Origin of the sequence: Escherichia sp. E2586 (assembly GCF_005781105.1) — a bacterium.
Lineage (GTDB): Bacteria > Pseudomonadota > Gammaproteobacteria > Enterobacterales > Enterobacteriaceae > Escherichia.
The window spans coordinates 16,215-31,437 of the sequence record NZ_VATN01000009.1; the positions used below are offsets into that span (position 1 = coordinate 16,215).

The 15,223-nt window shown below is 50.2% G+C and carries 19 protein-coding genes; 6 read left to right on the forward strand and 13 right to left on the reverse strand.

The window, feature by feature from the left end; genetic code table 11:
- Nucleotides 1-123 precede the first annotated feature (123 nt).
- Together yoeI and plaP are read left to right on the forward strand one after the other, a co-directional pair.
- Nucleotides 124-186 carry a membrane protein YoeI gene (gene yoeI, locus FEK50_RS09830; protein WP_010723108.1) on the forward strand — a complete coding sequence of 21 codons (63 nt, stop codon included), beginning with the start codon at nt 124-126 and terminating at the stop codon, nt 184-186.
- Nucleotides 176-1,534 (forward strand): putrescine/proton symporter PlaP, encoded by a 1,359-nt coding sequence (gene plaP, locus FEK50_RS09835; RefSeq protein ID WP_000019197.1) that lies wholly within the window; start codon nt 176-178, stop codon nt 1,532-1,534. Before yoeI ends, plaP begins: the two co-directional genes overlap by 11 nt.
- 75 nt (nt 1,535-1,609) lie before the next feature.
- Here plaP and sbcB read toward each other — a convergent pair whose 3' ends face one another.
- A complete protein-coding gene (gene sbcB, locus FEK50_RS09840; protein WP_131161061.1) occupies nt 1,610-3,034 on the reverse strand; it encodes an exodeoxyribonuclease I in 1,425 nt (474 codons plus the stop codon).
- Between the two features lie 211 nt (nt 3,035-3,245).
- On the opposite strand from sbcB, the gene dacD reads away from it, so the two are divergent.
- The 4 genes from dacD to FEK50_RS09860 all read left to right on the forward strand — a co-directional run bounded on the left by dacD (nt 3,246) and on the right by FEK50_RS09860 (nt 6,764).
- A complete protein-coding gene (dacD, locus tag FEK50_RS09845; RefSeq protein ID WP_131161062.1) occupies nt 3,246-4,412 on the forward strand; it encodes a serine-type D-Ala-D-Ala carboxypeptidase DacD in 1,167 nt (388 codons plus the stop codon).
- A 116-nt stretch (nt 4,413-4,528) separates the two neighbouring features.
- The gene (sbmC, locus tag FEK50_RS09850; RefSeq protein WP_131161063.1) at nt 4,529-5,002 is read left to right on the forward strand and encodes a DNA gyrase inhibitor SbmC; all 474 of its coding nucleotides are present in this window, start codon (nt 4,529-4,531) and stop codon (nt 5,000-5,002) included.
- 202 nt (nt 5,003-5,204) lie between these two features.
- Complete coding sequence (locus FEK50_RS09855; RefSeq protein ID WP_130216385.1) at nt 5,205-6,263, forward strand: FUSC family protein; 1,059 nt, start codon at nt 5,205-5,207, stop codon at nt 6,261-6,263.
- A 171-nt stretch (nt 6,264-6,434) separates the two neighbouring features.
- Nucleotides 6,435-6,764 carry a DUF496 family protein gene (locus FEK50_RS09860; RefSeq protein WP_000450409.1) on the forward strand — a complete coding sequence of 110 codons (330 nt, stop codon included), beginning with the start codon at nt 6,435-6,437 and terminating at the stop codon, nt 6,762-6,764.
- Nucleotides 6,765-6,873: 109 nt separating this feature from the next.
- Here the strand turns inward: FEK50_RS09860 and FEK50_RS09865 are convergent, their stop codons facing one another.
- From FEK50_RS09865 to pduJ, 12 genes are read right to left on the reverse strand one after another with little or no spacing between them, the layout of a single operon-like run.
- A complete protein-coding gene (locus FEK50_RS09865) occupies nt 6,874-7,317 on the reverse strand; it encodes a EutP/PduV family microcompartment system protein (RefSeq protein WP_131161064.1) in 444 nt (147 codons plus the stop codon).
- 4 nt (nt 7,318-7,321) lie between these two features.
- Nucleotides 7,322-7,672: a propanediol utilization microcompartment protein PduU gene (gene pduU, locus FEK50_RS09870; protein WP_130259978.1), complete on the reverse strand. Its 351-nt coding sequence runs from the start codon at nt 7,670-7,672 to the stop codon at nt 7,322-7,324.
- Nucleotides 7,672-8,226, reverse strand: coding sequence for a propanediol utilization microcompartment protein PduT (gene pduT, locus FEK50_RS09875; protein ID WP_131161065.1), 555 nt, complete (start codon nt 8,224-8,226; stop codon nt 7,672-7,674). The genes pduU and pduT overlap by 1 nt, the downstream gene beginning before the upstream one ends.
- Nucleotides 8,227-8,228: 2 nt before the next feature.
- Nucleotides 8,229-9,572, reverse strand: coding sequence for a 4Fe-4S dicluster domain-containing protein (locus FEK50_RS09880; protein WP_131161066.1), 1,344 nt, complete (start codon nt 9,570-9,572; stop codon nt 8,229-8,231).
- Nucleotides 9,569-10,681 (reverse strand): 1-propanol dehydrogenase PduQ, encoded by a 1,113-nt coding sequence (locus tag FEK50_RS09885; RefSeq protein ID WP_131161067.1) that lies wholly within the window; start codon nt 10,679-10,681, stop codon nt 9,569-9,571. The genes FEK50_RS09880 and FEK50_RS09885 overlap by 4 nt, the downstream gene beginning before the upstream one ends.
- A gap of 10 nt (nt 10,682-10,691) precedes the next feature.
- Nucleotides 10,692-12,077 carry a CoA-acylating propionaldehyde dehydrogenase PduP gene (gene pduP / locus FEK50_RS09890; protein ID WP_131161068.1) on the reverse strand — a complete coding sequence of 462 codons (1,386 nt, stop codon included), beginning with the start codon at nt 12,075-12,077 and terminating at the stop codon, nt 10,692-10,694.
- A complete protein-coding gene (gene pduO / locus FEK50_RS09895; protein WP_130259973.1) occupies nt 12,074-13,081 on the reverse strand; it encodes a two-domain cob(I)yrinic acid a,c-diamide adenosyltransferase PduO in 1,008 nt (335 codons plus the stop codon). The genes pduP and pduO overlap by 4 nt, the downstream gene beginning before the upstream one ends.
- Before the next feature lie 11 nt (nt 13,082-13,092).
- Complete coding sequence (locus FEK50_RS09900) at nt 13,093-13,368, reverse strand: EutN/CcmL family microcompartment protein (protein WP_130208669.1); 276 nt, start codon at nt 13,366-13,368, stop codon at nt 13,093-13,095.
- A gap of 3 nt (nt 13,369-13,371) precedes the next feature.
- Nucleotides 13,372-13,863, reverse strand: coding sequence for a microcompartment protein PduM (gene pduM, locus FEK50_RS09905; protein WP_131161069.1), 492 nt, complete (start codon nt 13,861-13,863; stop codon nt 13,372-13,374).
- Nucleotides 13,860-14,492: a phosphate propanoyltransferase gene (locus FEK50_RS09910; RefSeq protein ID WP_131161070.1), complete on the reverse strand. Its 633-nt coding sequence runs from the start codon at nt 14,490-14,492 to the stop codon at nt 13,860-13,862. Before FEK50_RS09910 ends, pduM begins: the two co-directional genes overlap by 4 nt.
- A gap of 2 nt (nt 14,493-14,494) precedes the next feature.
- On the reverse strand, nt 14,495-14,917 hold the full coding sequence (locus FEK50_RS09915; protein ID WP_165488980.1) for a BMC domain-containing protein: 423 nt from the start codon (nt 14,915-14,917) through the stop codon (nt 14,495-14,497).
- Between the two features lie 23 nt (nt 14,918-14,940).
- Nucleotides 14,941-15,216: a propanediol utilization microcompartment protein PduJ gene (pduJ, locus tag FEK50_RS09920; RefSeq protein WP_001057752.1), complete on the reverse strand. Its 276-nt coding sequence runs from the start codon at nt 15,214-15,216 to the stop codon at nt 14,941-14,943.
- Nucleotides 15,217-15,223: the final 7 nt, after the last annotated feature.

Genomic DNA, 15,223 nt, shown 5'->3' on the forward strand with positions numbered 1-15,223 from the left:
ACGTTTCATCCGCGTCGGTTATTTTTTGCTTCAAACCAATCATTCATACCAAGAGGCCGGGCTTCGTACCGGATAGATATTTACTAAAAATCGACAGTTGTTGTCGCTGAGGAATCCAAAAAAATGGGGCAATTTTTTGCTTACGCGACGGTTATCACCGTAAAGGAGAATGACCATGTCGCATAACGTTACTCCAAACACCTCTCGCGTGGAATTGCGTAAAACGCTTACGTTAGTTCCGGTTGTAATGATGGGTCTTGCCTATATGCAGCCGATGACGCTGTTTGATACTTTTGGTATCGTTTCAGGCCTCACGGATGGTCATGTGCCGACAGCCTATGCGTTCGCATTGATTGCGATCCTGTTTACGGCTCTGAGCTACGGGAAGCTGGTTCGCCGCTATCCTTCTGCTGGCTCTGCATACACTTACGCCCAGAAATCCATTAGCCCGACTGTCGGCTTTATGGTGGGTTGGTCTTCTCTGCTCGACTACCTGTTCGCGCCGATGATCAACATTCTGCTGGCGAAAATCTATTTTGAAGCTCTGGTGCCTTCCATCCCATCGTGGATGTTTGTGGTGGCGCTGGTGGCCTTTATGACCGCCTTTAACCTGCGTAGTCTGAAATCCGTAGCGAACTTCAACACTGTAATCGTGGTGTTGCAGGTAGTGCTGATCGCGGTGATTCTGGGCATGGTTGTGTATGGCGTATTTGAAGGTGAAGGCGCTGGTACGCTGGCGAGCACGCGTCCGTTCTGGTCCGGTGATGCACATGTCATCCCGATGATTACCGGTGCGACGATTCTGTGTTTCTCCTTTACCGGCTTTGACGGCATCAGCAACTTGTCGGAAGAAACCAAAGATGCAGAGCGCGTGATCCCGCGTGCGATTTTCCTGACCGCGCTGATTGGCGGCATGATCTTCATCTTTGCAACTTACTTCCTGCAACTGTACTTCCCGGATATCTCTCGCTTTAAAGATCCGGATGCGTCACAGCCTGAAATCATGCTGTACGTTGCGGGCAAAGCGTTCCAGGTTGGCGCGCTGATCTTCTCCACCATTACCGTACTGGCGTCCGGCATGGCGGCGCACGCAGGCGTAGCGCGTCTGATGTACGTAATGGGTCGTGACGGCGTGTTCCCGAAAAGCTTCTTCGGTTATGTACACCCGAAATGGCGTACTCCGGCGATGAACATTATCCTGGTTGGCGCGATTGCTCTGCTGGCAATCAACTTTGACCTGGTAATGGCAACGGCGCTGATTAACTTTGGTGCGCTGGTGGCGTTCACCTTCGTTAACCTGTCGGTTATCTCGCAGTTCTGGATCCGTGAGAAGCGTAACAAGACGCTGAAAGATCACTTCCAGTATCTGTTCCTGCCGATGTGTGGTGCGCTGACTGTAGGTGCGCTGTGGGTTAACCTGGAAGAAAGCTCAATGGTTCTGGGTCTGATCTGGGCGGCTATCGGTCTGATTTACTTGGCTTGCGTGACTAAGAGCTTCCGCAACCCGGTTCCGCAGTACGAAGACGTTGCATAATCTTTAAAGCCGGATGACATAATCATCCGGTAAATCTAAAAAAGCCGGAGTTTATATCGCTCCGGCTTTTTTGTTTCAGACGATCTCTTCTGCGTACTGCCAAAGCGCTTTTAACAGCGCTACTTTCTCTTTGTCATCGGCATATTGTTGTGCCAGCATCTGTAATTCATCAGCATAACCTTGCAAAAATTCTGCTGTGAAGACCTGACGGCGGTGCTCCAGCCAGCGTTGCTGCTCGGCGTAATCCAGCGTCCCGGGGAAGTTACGCGCCCGATAATTGAATAACAGTTTCTCAATACGTTTATCGACAAAGGTGATATCCAGTGCCGGTAAATTACGCGGCTCGGTTTCCAGGACAATTTTCATTGCGGCGCGATCGGCGTCACTGAAAAAGCCATTATAGAGCTGTGCATCGATGTTATCTGAAGGTGTAAATGGTTCGGCTTCAGCAAATATCGCAACCACTTTTTCACGCACTTGCGGGTGTTCACGCAGAATTTTCAGGTTATCGAGACAATGCTGACGATTAATTCCCAACCTGTCGGCATCTTCCGGGCGCAGCGTATTCGCCTGCGCCAGCACCGGGCATTTATTGATATGCACCAGCTTAACCGGGACTGCGGCGTTATCGCCCAGATCGGCCTTTGCGGTATACAGACGCTCGCGCAGCGTGTCGCTGTCCAGCTCCAGGAGTGGCGAGATATCTCCCGCCAAATCCACCATAATCACGGCATTGCGATTTTCCGGATGCCACGCCAGTGGCGCCACCCAGCTGGTATTGCCGCGCCATGCGCCAAACATACCGGAAACATGTACCAGCGGTTTCATCTGCGGCACATCAATCAACGCCGTCAGTTTGTGCTTATTACGATGGGTAAAGAGATAATCAAACAGCCGTGGTTGACGTGTTTTCACCAACTTCGCCATCGCAATAGTGGCGTACACATCGGCCATCGCATCGTGGGCGTTGCTATGTTCAATACCATTAGCTTTGGTTAAATGTTCAAGTCGAAAGCTCGGTAAACCATCTTCATTTTCAGGCCAGTTAATCCCCTCCGGGCGCAGGGCATAACAGGCACGCATCACGTCAAGCAGATCCCAGCGAGAGTTATCATGTTGCCAACTCCAGGCATAGGGATCGTAAAAATTACGATAAAAGACATTGCGCGTAACTTCGTCGTCAAAACGCACATTGTTGTAACCAAGAATACAGGTCTTCGGTACGGTAAAAAGCGAGTGAATACGGGCGGCAAAGGCAGCTTCGTTTTCCCCTTTTGCACGCGCTTCCTGTGGAGTGATGCCGGTAATTAACACCGCCCCTGGCTGGGGTAAATAATCGTCCGCAGGCTTACAGTAAAAGACTTCAGGTTCGCCGATAATATTGAATTCGCTATCAGTGCGAATGGCGGCAAACTGCGCAGGGCGATCTAACGCGGGGTGCGTGCCAAAGGTTTCGTAATCATGAAACAAAAAGGTAGATTGTTGCTTACCGTCATTCATCGTTAGGTTAAATCCGTTATTTCTGTTGTATGCCAGAGTATCAAATATCACCGTGCTAATCAGCTTTAGAGCGATATTTTGGCTGCGTGTGAAAACAGATAATGTCAGATTAAAATGAGATAAATGTCACATTTTCTTGCACTTTATTCCAGCCAGTTCATCAGGATTTCCGTAAAAAGAACAGCTATTGGAAACACCTGAGGATTTGCTGTTGAAACGCCGTCTTATTATTGCTGCTTCTTTGTTCGTTTTTAATTTATCGTCTGGTTTTGCGGCGGAAAATATTCCCTTTTCACCCCAACCTCCGGAGATTCATGCGGGATCATGGGTTTTGATGGATTACACAACCGGACAGATCCTCACGGCGGGTAATGAGCACCAACAACGTAACCCTGCCAGCCTGACTAAGCTAATGACGGGCTATGTCGTCGATCGCGCTATCGATAGCCATCGCATAACACCAGACGATATTGTCACTGTGGGACGCGATGCGTGGGCGAAAGATAATCCTGTTTTTGTCGGCTCTTCACTGATGTTTTTGAAAGAGGGCGATCGCGTATCGGTACGTGATTTAAGCCGTGGATTAATTGTGGATTCCGGCAATGACGCCTGTGTGGCGCTTGCGGATTATATTGCCGGGGGGCAACGGCAGTTCGTCACAATGATGAACAATTACGCTGAAAAGTTGCATTTACAGGATACCCATTTTGAAACGGTTCACGGTCTGGATGCGCCGGGCCAGCATAGCTCAGCCTATGATTTAGCCGTGCTTTCTCGCGCCATCATCCACGGCGAACCTGAGTTTTACCATATGTACAGCGAAAAAAGCCTTACCTGGAACGGCATCACCCAGCAAAACCGAAACGGGCTATTGTGGGATAAAACCATGAACGTTGACGGCCTGAAAACCGGGCATACATCCGGGGCCGGGTTTAATCTCATTGCTTCGGCGGTGGATGGGCAACGTCGTCTCATTGCAGTGGTAATGGGGGCTGACAGCGCAAAAGGTCGTGAAGAAGAGGCTAGAAAATTACTGCGTTGGGGGCAACAAAACTTTACTACGGTGCAAATTTTGCACCGTGGGAAAAAGGTCGGTACGGAGCGCATCTGGTATGGTGATAAAGAAAACATCGCACTGGGAACGGAACAAGAATTCTGGATGGTGCTGCCGAAAGCGGAGATCCCTAATATCAAAGCAAAATATACCCTTGATGGTAAAGAACTAACTGCGCCAATTGCTGCTCACAAGCGGGTAGGGGAAATTGAGCTGTACGACCGCGATAAATTGGTTGCGCACTGGCCATTGGTTACCCTGGAATCTGTCGGTGAAGGCGGTATGTTTTCCAGGTTGAGCGATTATTTCCACCATAAATCCTGACCTTTATTTAGCGCCGACTGGCAGGAGTGCGAGTCTGCTCGCATAATCAACACTCATTCCTTGTGGTATTTACATTGCAAAATACACTGTACAAAAAAACAGTGTGTGGAGGCGTCATGAACTACGAGATTAAGCAGGAAGATAAACGTACCGTTGCAGGTTTCCATCTCGTTGGCCCGTGGGAACAAACGGTGAAGAAAGGTTTTGAGCAGTTGATGATGTGGGTAGACAACAAAAAAGTTGTGCCTAAGGAATGGATTGCCGTCTATTACGATAACCCAGATGAAACACCCGCCGAAAAGTTACGTTGCGACACGGTGGTTTCCCTGGAGAACAACTTCACTCTACCGGAAAACAGTGAAGGCGTGATCCTGACGGAAATCTCCGGTGGGCAATATGCGGTTGCCGTTGCCCGCGTAGAAAGCGATGATTTTTCTACGCCATGGTATCAGTTTTTTAATACTCTCTTGCAAGACAGTGCTTATCAGATGTCACCTAAGCCCTGTTTCGAAGTTTATCTTAATAACGGAGCAGAAGACGGCTATTGGGATATTGAAATGTATGTCGCAGTGCAGCCGAAAATGGGTTAATGCTGGTGCAACAACAGGGTGTTAACCTGATTGCTTCGCTGTTTTTCGTCATGTAAAAGGGTAAAATTGACCTTCAGACTTCTGATAATCCCTTCGGGAATGTTCCTGATTACTTTTTGTAAGTCGGCTGGACACTTGGTTTAGTGTCTGGCCGCGGTAATCGTTCTGAGTTAACTTCATCCTTATTTTACGGAGTTCCAGCGTGCGAGCTGATAAGTGCCTTAGTCCGTTTGAAATTCGTGTGTACCGTCATTACCGTATCGTGCATGGTACTCGCGTCGCACTAGCATTCCTGCTGACTTTTCTCATTATTCGCCTGTTTACTATCCCGGAAAGCACCTGGCCACTGGTCACTATGGTGGTGATCATGGGGCCTATCTCGTTTTGGGGTAACGTCGTCCCTCGAGCATTCGAACGTATTGGCGGTACGGTGTTGGGGTCGATTTTAGGTCTTATCGCTCTGCAACTGGAGTTAATCTCTTTACCGTTGATGTTAATCTGGTGTGCAGCAGCCATGTTCCTTTGCGGCTGGTTGGCGCTGGGCAAGAAACCTTATCAAGGCTTATTGATTGGTGTGACGCTGGCGATTGTTGTTGGTTCCCCGACAGGTGAAATTGATACGGCATTATGGCGAAGCGGCGATGTGATCCTCGGCTCTTTACTGGCAATGTTGTTTACCGGTATCTGGCCACAACGGGCGTTCATCCACTGGCGCATTCAACTGGCGAAAAGTCTGACCGAATATAATCGGGTCTATCAATCAGCATTCTCACCAAACTTACTCGAACGCCCACGTCTGGAAAGCCATCTACAAAAACTCCTGACCGATGCCGTGAAAATGCGTGGGCTGATTGCACCCGCCAGCAAAGAAACCCGTATTCCAAAATCGATATATGAAGGTATCCAGACGATTAACCGTAATCTGGTTTGTATGCTGGAGCTACAAATCAATGCTTACTGGGCCACGAGGCCCAGTCATTTTGTGCTACTGAATGCGCAAAAACTGCGCGACACGCAGCAAATGATGCAGCAAATAGTGCTGACTCTTGTTCATGCCCTTTACGAAGGCAATCCACAGCCGGTTTTTGCTAATACAGAAAAACTGAACGATGCTGTGGAAGAGTTGCGCCAGTTGCTCGCTAATCATCATGATCTGAAAGTCGTTGAGACGCCGATTTATGGCTATGTATGGCTAAACATGGAAACGGCGCATCAACTGGAGTTGCTGTCAAATCTGATTTGTCGGGCTTTACGCAAATAAATTCCGACCTTCAGAATCAAATTGCTGCTGCTTCGATTCAGCAAGGATAAAGGGTATGATAGTGAACAGGGATAAAAGCATTGTCATCTGCGGCAGCTATGAGTAATGTTGGCCCTAACGAATAGCGGTTGCTTAAACGAATCCGACTCTCACATTATCAGGGGTATAAAAATGGAAACTACCAAGCCTTCATTCCAGGACGTGCTGGAATTTGTTCGTCTGTTCCGCCGTAAGAACAAGCTGCAACGTGAAATCCAGGACGTTGAGAAAAAGATCCGTGACAACCAGAAACGCGTCCTGCTGCTCGACAACCTGAGCGACTACATCAAACCTGGTATGAGCGTTGAAGCAATTCAGGGCATCATCGCCAGCATGAAAGGCGACTATGAAGATCGTGTTGATGATTACATCATCAAAAATGCTGAGCTCTCCAAAGAACGCCGCGATATCTCCAAAAAGCTGAAAGCTATGGGCGAAATGAAAAACGGCGAAGCGAAGTAATTTCTACTTTATTCAATGAGGATTGCCGGGCAATCCTCATTGTTCATTGATTCTTTTCTCACTGTTGTAAGTCATCATACCCATCTCATAACATATTGAAATTTCTGGCTTAACGACAGCCTTCTTCTGTATGCAATAAGGCAAGAAGTTCTGCAATCCCGATGTTATTTACCGCACTGGTCACTAACACCTTTCGTGCTCCAGCTTCCCGTAGCCAGCATTTCACCAAAGATATCTGTTCTTCACTGGCTAAATCCACTTTGGTGACTACCCCAATGACCGGGCGATTCATTGACGTGGTAAAGCCTGGCGAAAAAGGGGACCACGGCGCGTCCGCATTAAGCACCAGCGCGATAATGTCTGCTTCACAGGCGCTGACCAGCAGCGCACTGTAAAGACTGCGGTTTTCGAGGTATTCCCCGGGAGTGTCAATGGTGGCCGGTGACCAGACGATTGCCTGCGTTTTCTGATACTGAATATTCTCTCCGCGCAGGCATTGCGTGAGTGATGTTTTTCCGCACTGGCTGGGGCCAATGAGCATCATGCGTCGCATAGTGTCAGGTCCGCGTAATGGGGCAGGCGGTAAAGTGCATCATTTCGCCCAGTGTGCGGGTAACCTGGCTAAGTGCATATTCGATAGCAGAAACATCGCCAGTCAGCACTACGGCACCGGTAAAACGATCAAGAAAACCAATCTCTACAGCGCCTGATTTTGTAGCGATATCACATGCGATGATAGATGCTTCGCTGGGGGTAATCGTCAGAATGCCAATAGCGGAAACGGTGTCCGGTAAGCCTAATTTTTTAAACAGATCCTTTCCAGGATTGGCAATAACATGTGCCAACGTGACCTGTTTACCGGGGACATATTCCTGAATCATTCGTTCAGTCGTGTGCTGAGTTGACATTATCCCTCCACCATCTGACGCCACATGGCTTCATGCGGACGGGCAATTACCGAGCGATAGACCAACAAACCTTTTTCCCCCGCTCGTTCGCTGGCGACAGATACCGCGTTATTAACATCAGAAATATCGCCTGCCACTACCATGTAGCATTTACCGCCAATACCAAAGGCCATATGTACCCTTACGAGCGTGACGTTTGCCGCTTTCACTGCACAATCGGCAGCGTCAATGCAGGCCGCTACACTCCAGGTTTCGACTACACCGACAGCCCGTCGCTGGTCAACATGGTTCAGACCGCTGATTGCGGGCAGGATAGAGGGATGAATATTAGGAAGGAGCAGACTGTCGACCAGCATTTCACTTGCAAGGGAAGCGCCGCTGCTGATGGCCTGCTGTACTGCACCGACATCGCCTCCGAGCATCAGCAGAAATTTACCGGGGCAAAGCGTTTTGCTGACCAGTAATTCAACGCTGGCGCTTTTCAGCATGGCATCGCCGGTTTCCATCCCTTTCGCGATACTACTAAGTTCTAAAATACCTACCGCTTTCGACATGGTTAACCTCTCACTATCGTAATCGCGTTTTCTGTCACATCGCTGACCATGCCATCAATACTGGCATGAACAGGGGCACCTAATGTGCCGTGTGGAATTTGCCCCACGCATTGTCCACGAACGACGCAATCGCCTTTTTGTACACATGGAATTGCGCTGGCACCGATGTGCTGGCGTAACAATAGCGTCACTCTTTCGGGCTGAGGCACCTGTTCAGACAATGGCGCGTCCTGATACCACGTGGCTAATCCCAATCTTGCCACCAGCCGTTTTACTGGAATCAGCCGATAATTTGCCATGACATCCTCAGGATTTAATGCACCTTCGTAGCGGAGATTTTTGGCGCGTAATTCCTGCTTAAGCAGGCGGTTTATGCGCATGGGTGAAATACCTACCGGGCAGGCAACGCTGGCGCAGACGTTGCACTCCGAACAGGTGAGCGCTGTCAGTAACAGTTGCGGCGTAGCGAGCTGTTGGTAGTTAACTGCACGTACTAACAAATGTGGTGATAGTTCGTGACCAATTAAATGGCGTGGGCAGAGATCGGTACATAAGCGGCATTGTTCACAAACGGTTTTCGCGACGGCAAGTACGCTACGGTCATCCTGCATTCGACGTTGGAGCAGTGAATGAGAGTTGGGTAAAACCAGCAGGCCGCCAGTGGTTTTGCTGACTGGCGTATCGAGCGATGTGATCAAACTCCCCATCATCGGACCGCCATTGATAAAACCAGGATTATCTACCGTTGCGCCTCCCGCCAGCGCCAGTACCTCGCGTAAAGAGATCCCGATGGGAACGGTCACCGTTACGGGTTTAGCAACTGCACCATTAACGGTTAGCGTGCGGCGCGTTACCGGATACTGCTGCTCAACAGCTCTGGCAATATTCAGCACAGTCTGGACGTTATTGACGACTACGCCGACGCTAACGGGCAACGCGGCTGGTGGAACGCGGCGACCTGTTGCCATCCAGATGGTCAGCACTTCGTCTCCTGCGGGGTAAACGTCGGGCAAAATATGCAGGCGGATATCAGGCGGTAGTAATGGTGTGAGGGCGTTTATTGCCAGTTGATACTTTTCTTTCAGCGCGATGATTCCGCTACTGGCCCCGGTGGCTTTCATTGCATAGTGAACACCGCGAAGCAGGCGGCTGGCTTGCTGCGCCATTAACTGCTGGTCCACTTTCAACATGGGTTCGCATTCCGCCGCATTCACCAGGAACGTATCAACACGTGCTTGTAGCTTGATATGTGTCGGAAAGCCAGCCCCACCAGCACCAACAACGCCTGCTGCTTGTACTCGCTCGCGGATTGTTTGACTGTCACAGGAGGTTAACTCGACGTTCATAACAACACCTCAAGCAGTTCTGCAATAGCATTGGCATCAGCCACACGTGGATTGGTACGCAATGTAGCATCCGCCAGCGCCGCCTGAACCATATCGGGAATACGTGGTGACCATTCTGCTTTTTTCTCTTTCAGCGCATTGGCGAGAGTCGGTATTGAACACGCTTTTTTGAGCTGTTCAATATGTTGAATGAGTGCATTCAGGCTTGCGGTGTCATTGGCATTGTCCGGGCATAAATGACACGTTTTAGCCAGCCGGGCGTAGCGTTTGGCGGCGCGAGGATCGCCAGCATTAAAACGAATAACTGACGTCAGCAGGAGCGCATTCGCCAGACCGTGGGGCAAATGAAACTGCCCACCGAGTTGATGGGCAATCGCATGATTTAACCCAAGCCCCGCCTGGCTAAAGGCCATTCCTGCAAGTGTAGAGGCATTATGCATTTTACCTCGGGTGGCAATACAATTGCCTTTCTTCACTGCAGTGGGCAGGTATTGAAAAACAATTTGCACGGTTTTTTCGACCAGTGCATCCGTGAAGTCACTGGCGCGGGGAGAAACATAGGCTTCAAGCGCATGGGTTAAAACATCCATTCCGGTATTGGCCGTTATTGCGGGTGGCACGCTGACGACCAGCGAGGGATCGAGGACTGCGATATCCGGATAAAGTGCATTATCGAAAAGGGGATATTTAATCCCCTTCTCAGGATCGCTGATGACACAGGCGCTGGTCACTTCTGAACCAGTGCCGCTGGTGGTGGGGATGGCTACGCAGGTTTCAATTTCGATAGCACACTGGCGACTAAACCAGACAATTGCTTTTGCGGCGTCCAGTGCAGAGCCGCCGCCAAAACCGATAACCACATCCGGGCGCAAAGTTTGCATCTGAGAGATGCCTTTTACCACTGTCTGGATAGTTGGATCGGGCGTTATTTCGCTAAAAATACTGAGACGATTACTGTCGGGCAGCGCCTGGCGCAATGTATCAATCAGCGGTGAGCGTGCCAAAAAAGCGTCGCAAATAATCCAGATGTGCTTATTGGTGAAACGACTAAGCACTTTGAGACTTCCCGGTCCGCTGTATAAACGCGTCTGCAGTGAAAAAGTATTCATTTCCGTTTCTCTAGCGAATGGAAAAGCCGCTGGTTAACACACAGCGTCGTGAGCGGGCAAAAGTCCGGGCTGACGTTGTCCCTTCTCCGGTCGGTGTAGCAATGGTGAAGGTCGTAAAACCTTCGCCACCGACGCCAATACCAGCCCAGGAGGGGCCATTTTTGACAAAGATAGAGGTTTGCATAACGCGCGCGGCAAGGTTGAGCCGTGAGATGTTCTGCGAGTGCATAATTGCGGTGTGATGCAAACTGTCTTCTACATTCAGCGCCAGTGTGAGGGCGCTATCAAAATCGTTGACCTTCACAATGGGTAGCATTGGCATGAGTTGTTCGCTGGTAACCCAGCTATCATCGGCGTCAACAACGGCAATCAGTAAGCGCGGCGCTTTTACCGGCAAAGGGAGGCCTGCGGCCTCGAGCAAGGTTGATGGACTTTTGCCGACCAGTTTTTTGTTGGCGACGCCGTCTGGCAGGCAAACAGCACGCAATTTTTCAGTTTGTTCATGGCTAAGAAGAAGGGCGCCAAAACTTTGCATCTGTTGAATTAAATAATCAGCCACTGAGGTCACGACGATCAGGCTTTTTTCAGCGATACACGGCAGGTTGTAATCAAACGAGGCTCCGTTGATGATATCTTCGGCAGCTTTCACAATATCTGCCGTTTCATCGACGATGCAGGGGGGATTACCCGCACCGGCACCAATCACTTTTTTGCCACTTTTCATTCCCATGGCGACGATACCCGGACCGCCGGTAATCGCCAGAACGCTGATTTTAGGGTGCACCATCATCTGTTCGGTTGCGGCAAAGGTCGGTTCAGATACAGTAACGATCAGGTTATGAATGCCACTACAGCGAAACGCGATGTCTTCGACTATGGCGATCAATTTCAGCGAGACGTTTTGGGCTCCTGGGTGAGGACTGAAGTAGACGCTATTACCAGCTGCCAGCATGCTGATGCTGTTGTTAATGATGGTTTCCGTGGGATTGGTACTTGGCGTGACCGAGCCAATAACTCCAAAGGGGGGGTATTCAAACAAAACCATGCCACCATCACCGGTCAGTGCGGTGGTGGTTAAATCTTCAATTCCAGGTGTGTTATCGAGTGCCGCTTTGTTTTTTAAGTACTTATCTTCTTTATTTCCCATTCCCGTTTCGTTAGCGCTCTCTTCCGCCAATTCTGTAAGACGGGGCGTTAATTCTTCGCGAATAGCGCTGATAATGGCGCTGCGGGTTTTAAGAGGACACTGTTGAAAACGCAAAAAGGCCTGGTGTGCAGCGCTGATAGCTTCATCGACAGTCTGGAAAATACCGTTTCTTTGCGTTTGTGATGTCGTGGGTGCTAGCTGCTCGCGCAGAATATTGCGGATCAGTGTTTCTAATTCAGAGTTATTCATTGGTTTTCTCCCACGTTAATTGCCGTCATTGCGCTTTGGGCAATATCCATGTCTTGTTCAACGCTACCACCACTAATCCCAAGCCCTCCAAGCAATATTCCGTCACGCCAGAGGGGGAAGCCGCCACCAAAAGTGACGACTTTGCCTTGCATATGGCTTTCGAGTCCGTAAAGCGGCGCACCCGGTTGCACGGTATCCGTAAGCTTGTGTGTTGCCGTTTTCATCGCCACGGCGGTCCAGGCTTTTTTCGGTGCCAGTTCACTGCTGACCAGAAGTGCATCAGGCATCCGCCAGGTAACACTTTCTGTCCCGTTGGCATCAACAATGCTGATGACAACGGGAATATGCAGTTCATCCGCGCGCATTGCCGCGCTACGAATGAGCTGATGAAGATCCTGAAAAGTGAGCGACATCGTGCGTTCCTTCAATGCTGGAATGTGGTTGGCTGCGTGATAACGTTTTGTGATTTCCTGAATCATCAGGTTCTGATGAGCAACGTTGTCTTCCACGCGGGCGAGGGCATACAGGCAATCGGAAAGCCGGTTAATATAGTGCAGCAAAACATGGCGGACGGAGGCTTCCGTTGTCAGTTCAACCAGACGTCTTTCAGCTCTCCGGGCCACGGTGCGGGCGAAATGCATGCGGCTCGCGGCTTCACAACGTCCTGGCAGAATGAAACAGTGAACTGGAGGAACAGCGCTCATTGCGCTATCGATCGCTTTTTCAAGTGCGGCAATTTCTTCCGTACTGATGTAACGCTGCTGCGCTGATGGCTGCTCGCTTTCACTGGCGAGTTCGGCGCTAAACCAAAATATCTGTTGCTGAATGGCTTCCAGTAATATGCGATGGCTTTCGATGGCAGTGGCGCAATAACACAGACTGAGTGTCGCGTTCAGTTCATCCAGTGTGCCGTAGGCTTCGACGCGTAGATGAGTTTTACTCACGCGTTGTCCGGTAAATAGAGACGTACTTCCTGAATCACCTGTGCGGGTATAAATCGCCATCTTTCAACTCCTTAGCGCGAAATCGTATCAACAATGCCGACCACTGCCAGGTCGATGGCTTCGTTAGGGCCGCTAAAAACATGTCTGGCGCTGGAGCCGCTGCTGAGGAGTACCAACTCACCGACGCCTGCACCGACTGAATCAACGGCAACTTCGTCACCGGTTAATGGCGTGAGAGGCAGTTCGCCGTCAGCACTGACCCGGCGAACCAGCAGCAGTTTTTTCCCGACCAGGGATGGTGATTTTTGCGTGGATACCACCGCGCCTGTGACTCGAGCCAGATGCATGGGTTACTCCTGCCTGATTAATTGAATGTTTCGGGTCATTGCCGCTTCACGCGCAAGTGCGGTCACACAACATTTCCGTTGCAACACCACTATCCCTGCGCATAACTGCACTACGTCGGCATAACTTAAAAGTTGACCACGATGAAGGTAGATTGGTTGTCCTTGTTCGTCGCACCAGGTTAGCGGTAGATGGGCGAGAGACTTCAATTTGATGGTGTTCAGGAAATGACTCTGCAACGACAATTGAATGTGTATTCCCCAGGCTAACGCCTCGTGAATGTGGATTACCGCTCGATCTGACGTTTCGTTCTCCGCAAGTTGTCGCAGCAACGGTAAATCGACGAATCGAATTTGTAACGAAGCATACTGATGAACTATTTCGTTAACGCTGGCTTCTCGCAGTTGCGAAACCGTCAGCGCGAGTGTTTTCCCCGCACGTTGTTTCAGGCGAAAAATCACTTCTTCAACAATGTGTTGCATCAGTTTGTTATTCATGGCAACGACACCAGCGTGGCAAAAACGGCTGGATTATCAGCGCCTGCGGCGTTGGCCTCGTCGGTATCAATATGCATTTCAAGGCGCATATCTGGTGAGACGCGAACAGCAACGTTATCGAATATCAGTCGTCGTTTATCACCTTCAATGGCGACCGCCACTTTATCGCCATGTGTAACGCCATAAATCAGGGCATCAAGCAAAGACATATGAATGTGCCGTTGTGCGACAATAACGCCAGAAGCGATTTCCAGCTCTGCAAACGGGCTTATCAGACGAATCCCCGGTGTGCCGCTGAGATCGCCAGACATACGTAGCGGGGCGGTGATCCCTAATGTTCTGGCGTCAGTCCGGGAAATCTCCACCTGGCTTGAGTTACGTAGTGGCCCTAACAAGCGAACGTTGTGTAATTTGCCTTTTGGACCCACCAGCGTAACAACCTGTTCAGCAGCGAATTGACCAGGTTGCAGTAATGACTTTTTCTCGCTGATCGCTTGTTCAGGAAAAAGGCGCACATAATCCGCCGTTGAAAGATGAATATGACGACTGGAAATGCCCAGAGGGATAGGGCGCTCGCGCATTTCATCCAGAACCTGGCTAACAGTCTCCTGCAAGGTTTGTTTATCCATTGCTACTCCCCTCGCTTATCAGAGTGCAGACAAAGTGAACGTGGCTCACCTTTTTGCCGTTGACACGCGGGATCAAGACACAAATTACAGCTGATAATCTCTGGGGGGGCGACTGTTGCTGGCGTTTCGCTTACTGCCACCGTCATATTCATTGTTTCTGTTGGGCGGGGCAGTATTCCCTCACCCGGGCGGGCAATTACTTTGTGTGCGACGAGGCCATTTCGCTGTTCGGCGAAACTGGCACCCGTCGCGATCGCCGCATTAACCGAGGCGACGTCACCGGTGATTTTAATGAGCGTCCAGCCTGAGCCATTGGTCTTCTCAAGGCCAACCAGCGTGATGGACGCGGCTTTTGCCATAGCATCTGCGCAACTGATGGCGAGTGCCAGACCACTGACTTCAAGTAATCCCAGTGATTGCTTCACGCTGTGCTCCTTAGCGAATGGGGTTATGCAGATTTAGGTAAAATGGCCTCAACATCGCTGTGTGGCCGCGGGATGACATGGCAGGATTTCACTTCGCCAACGGCGCTTGCGGCGGCGCTTCCTGCATCAACGGCGGCTTTTACTGCGCCAACATCGCCACGGACCATCACCGTAATCAGACCCGAACCAATCTTTTCATAGCCAACCAGTTGCACGTTGGCGGATTTAACCATGGCATCTGCGGCTTCAATTGCGCCAACTAATCCTTTTGTTTCAACCAGTCCTAGTGCGTTGTTCATACAGCGT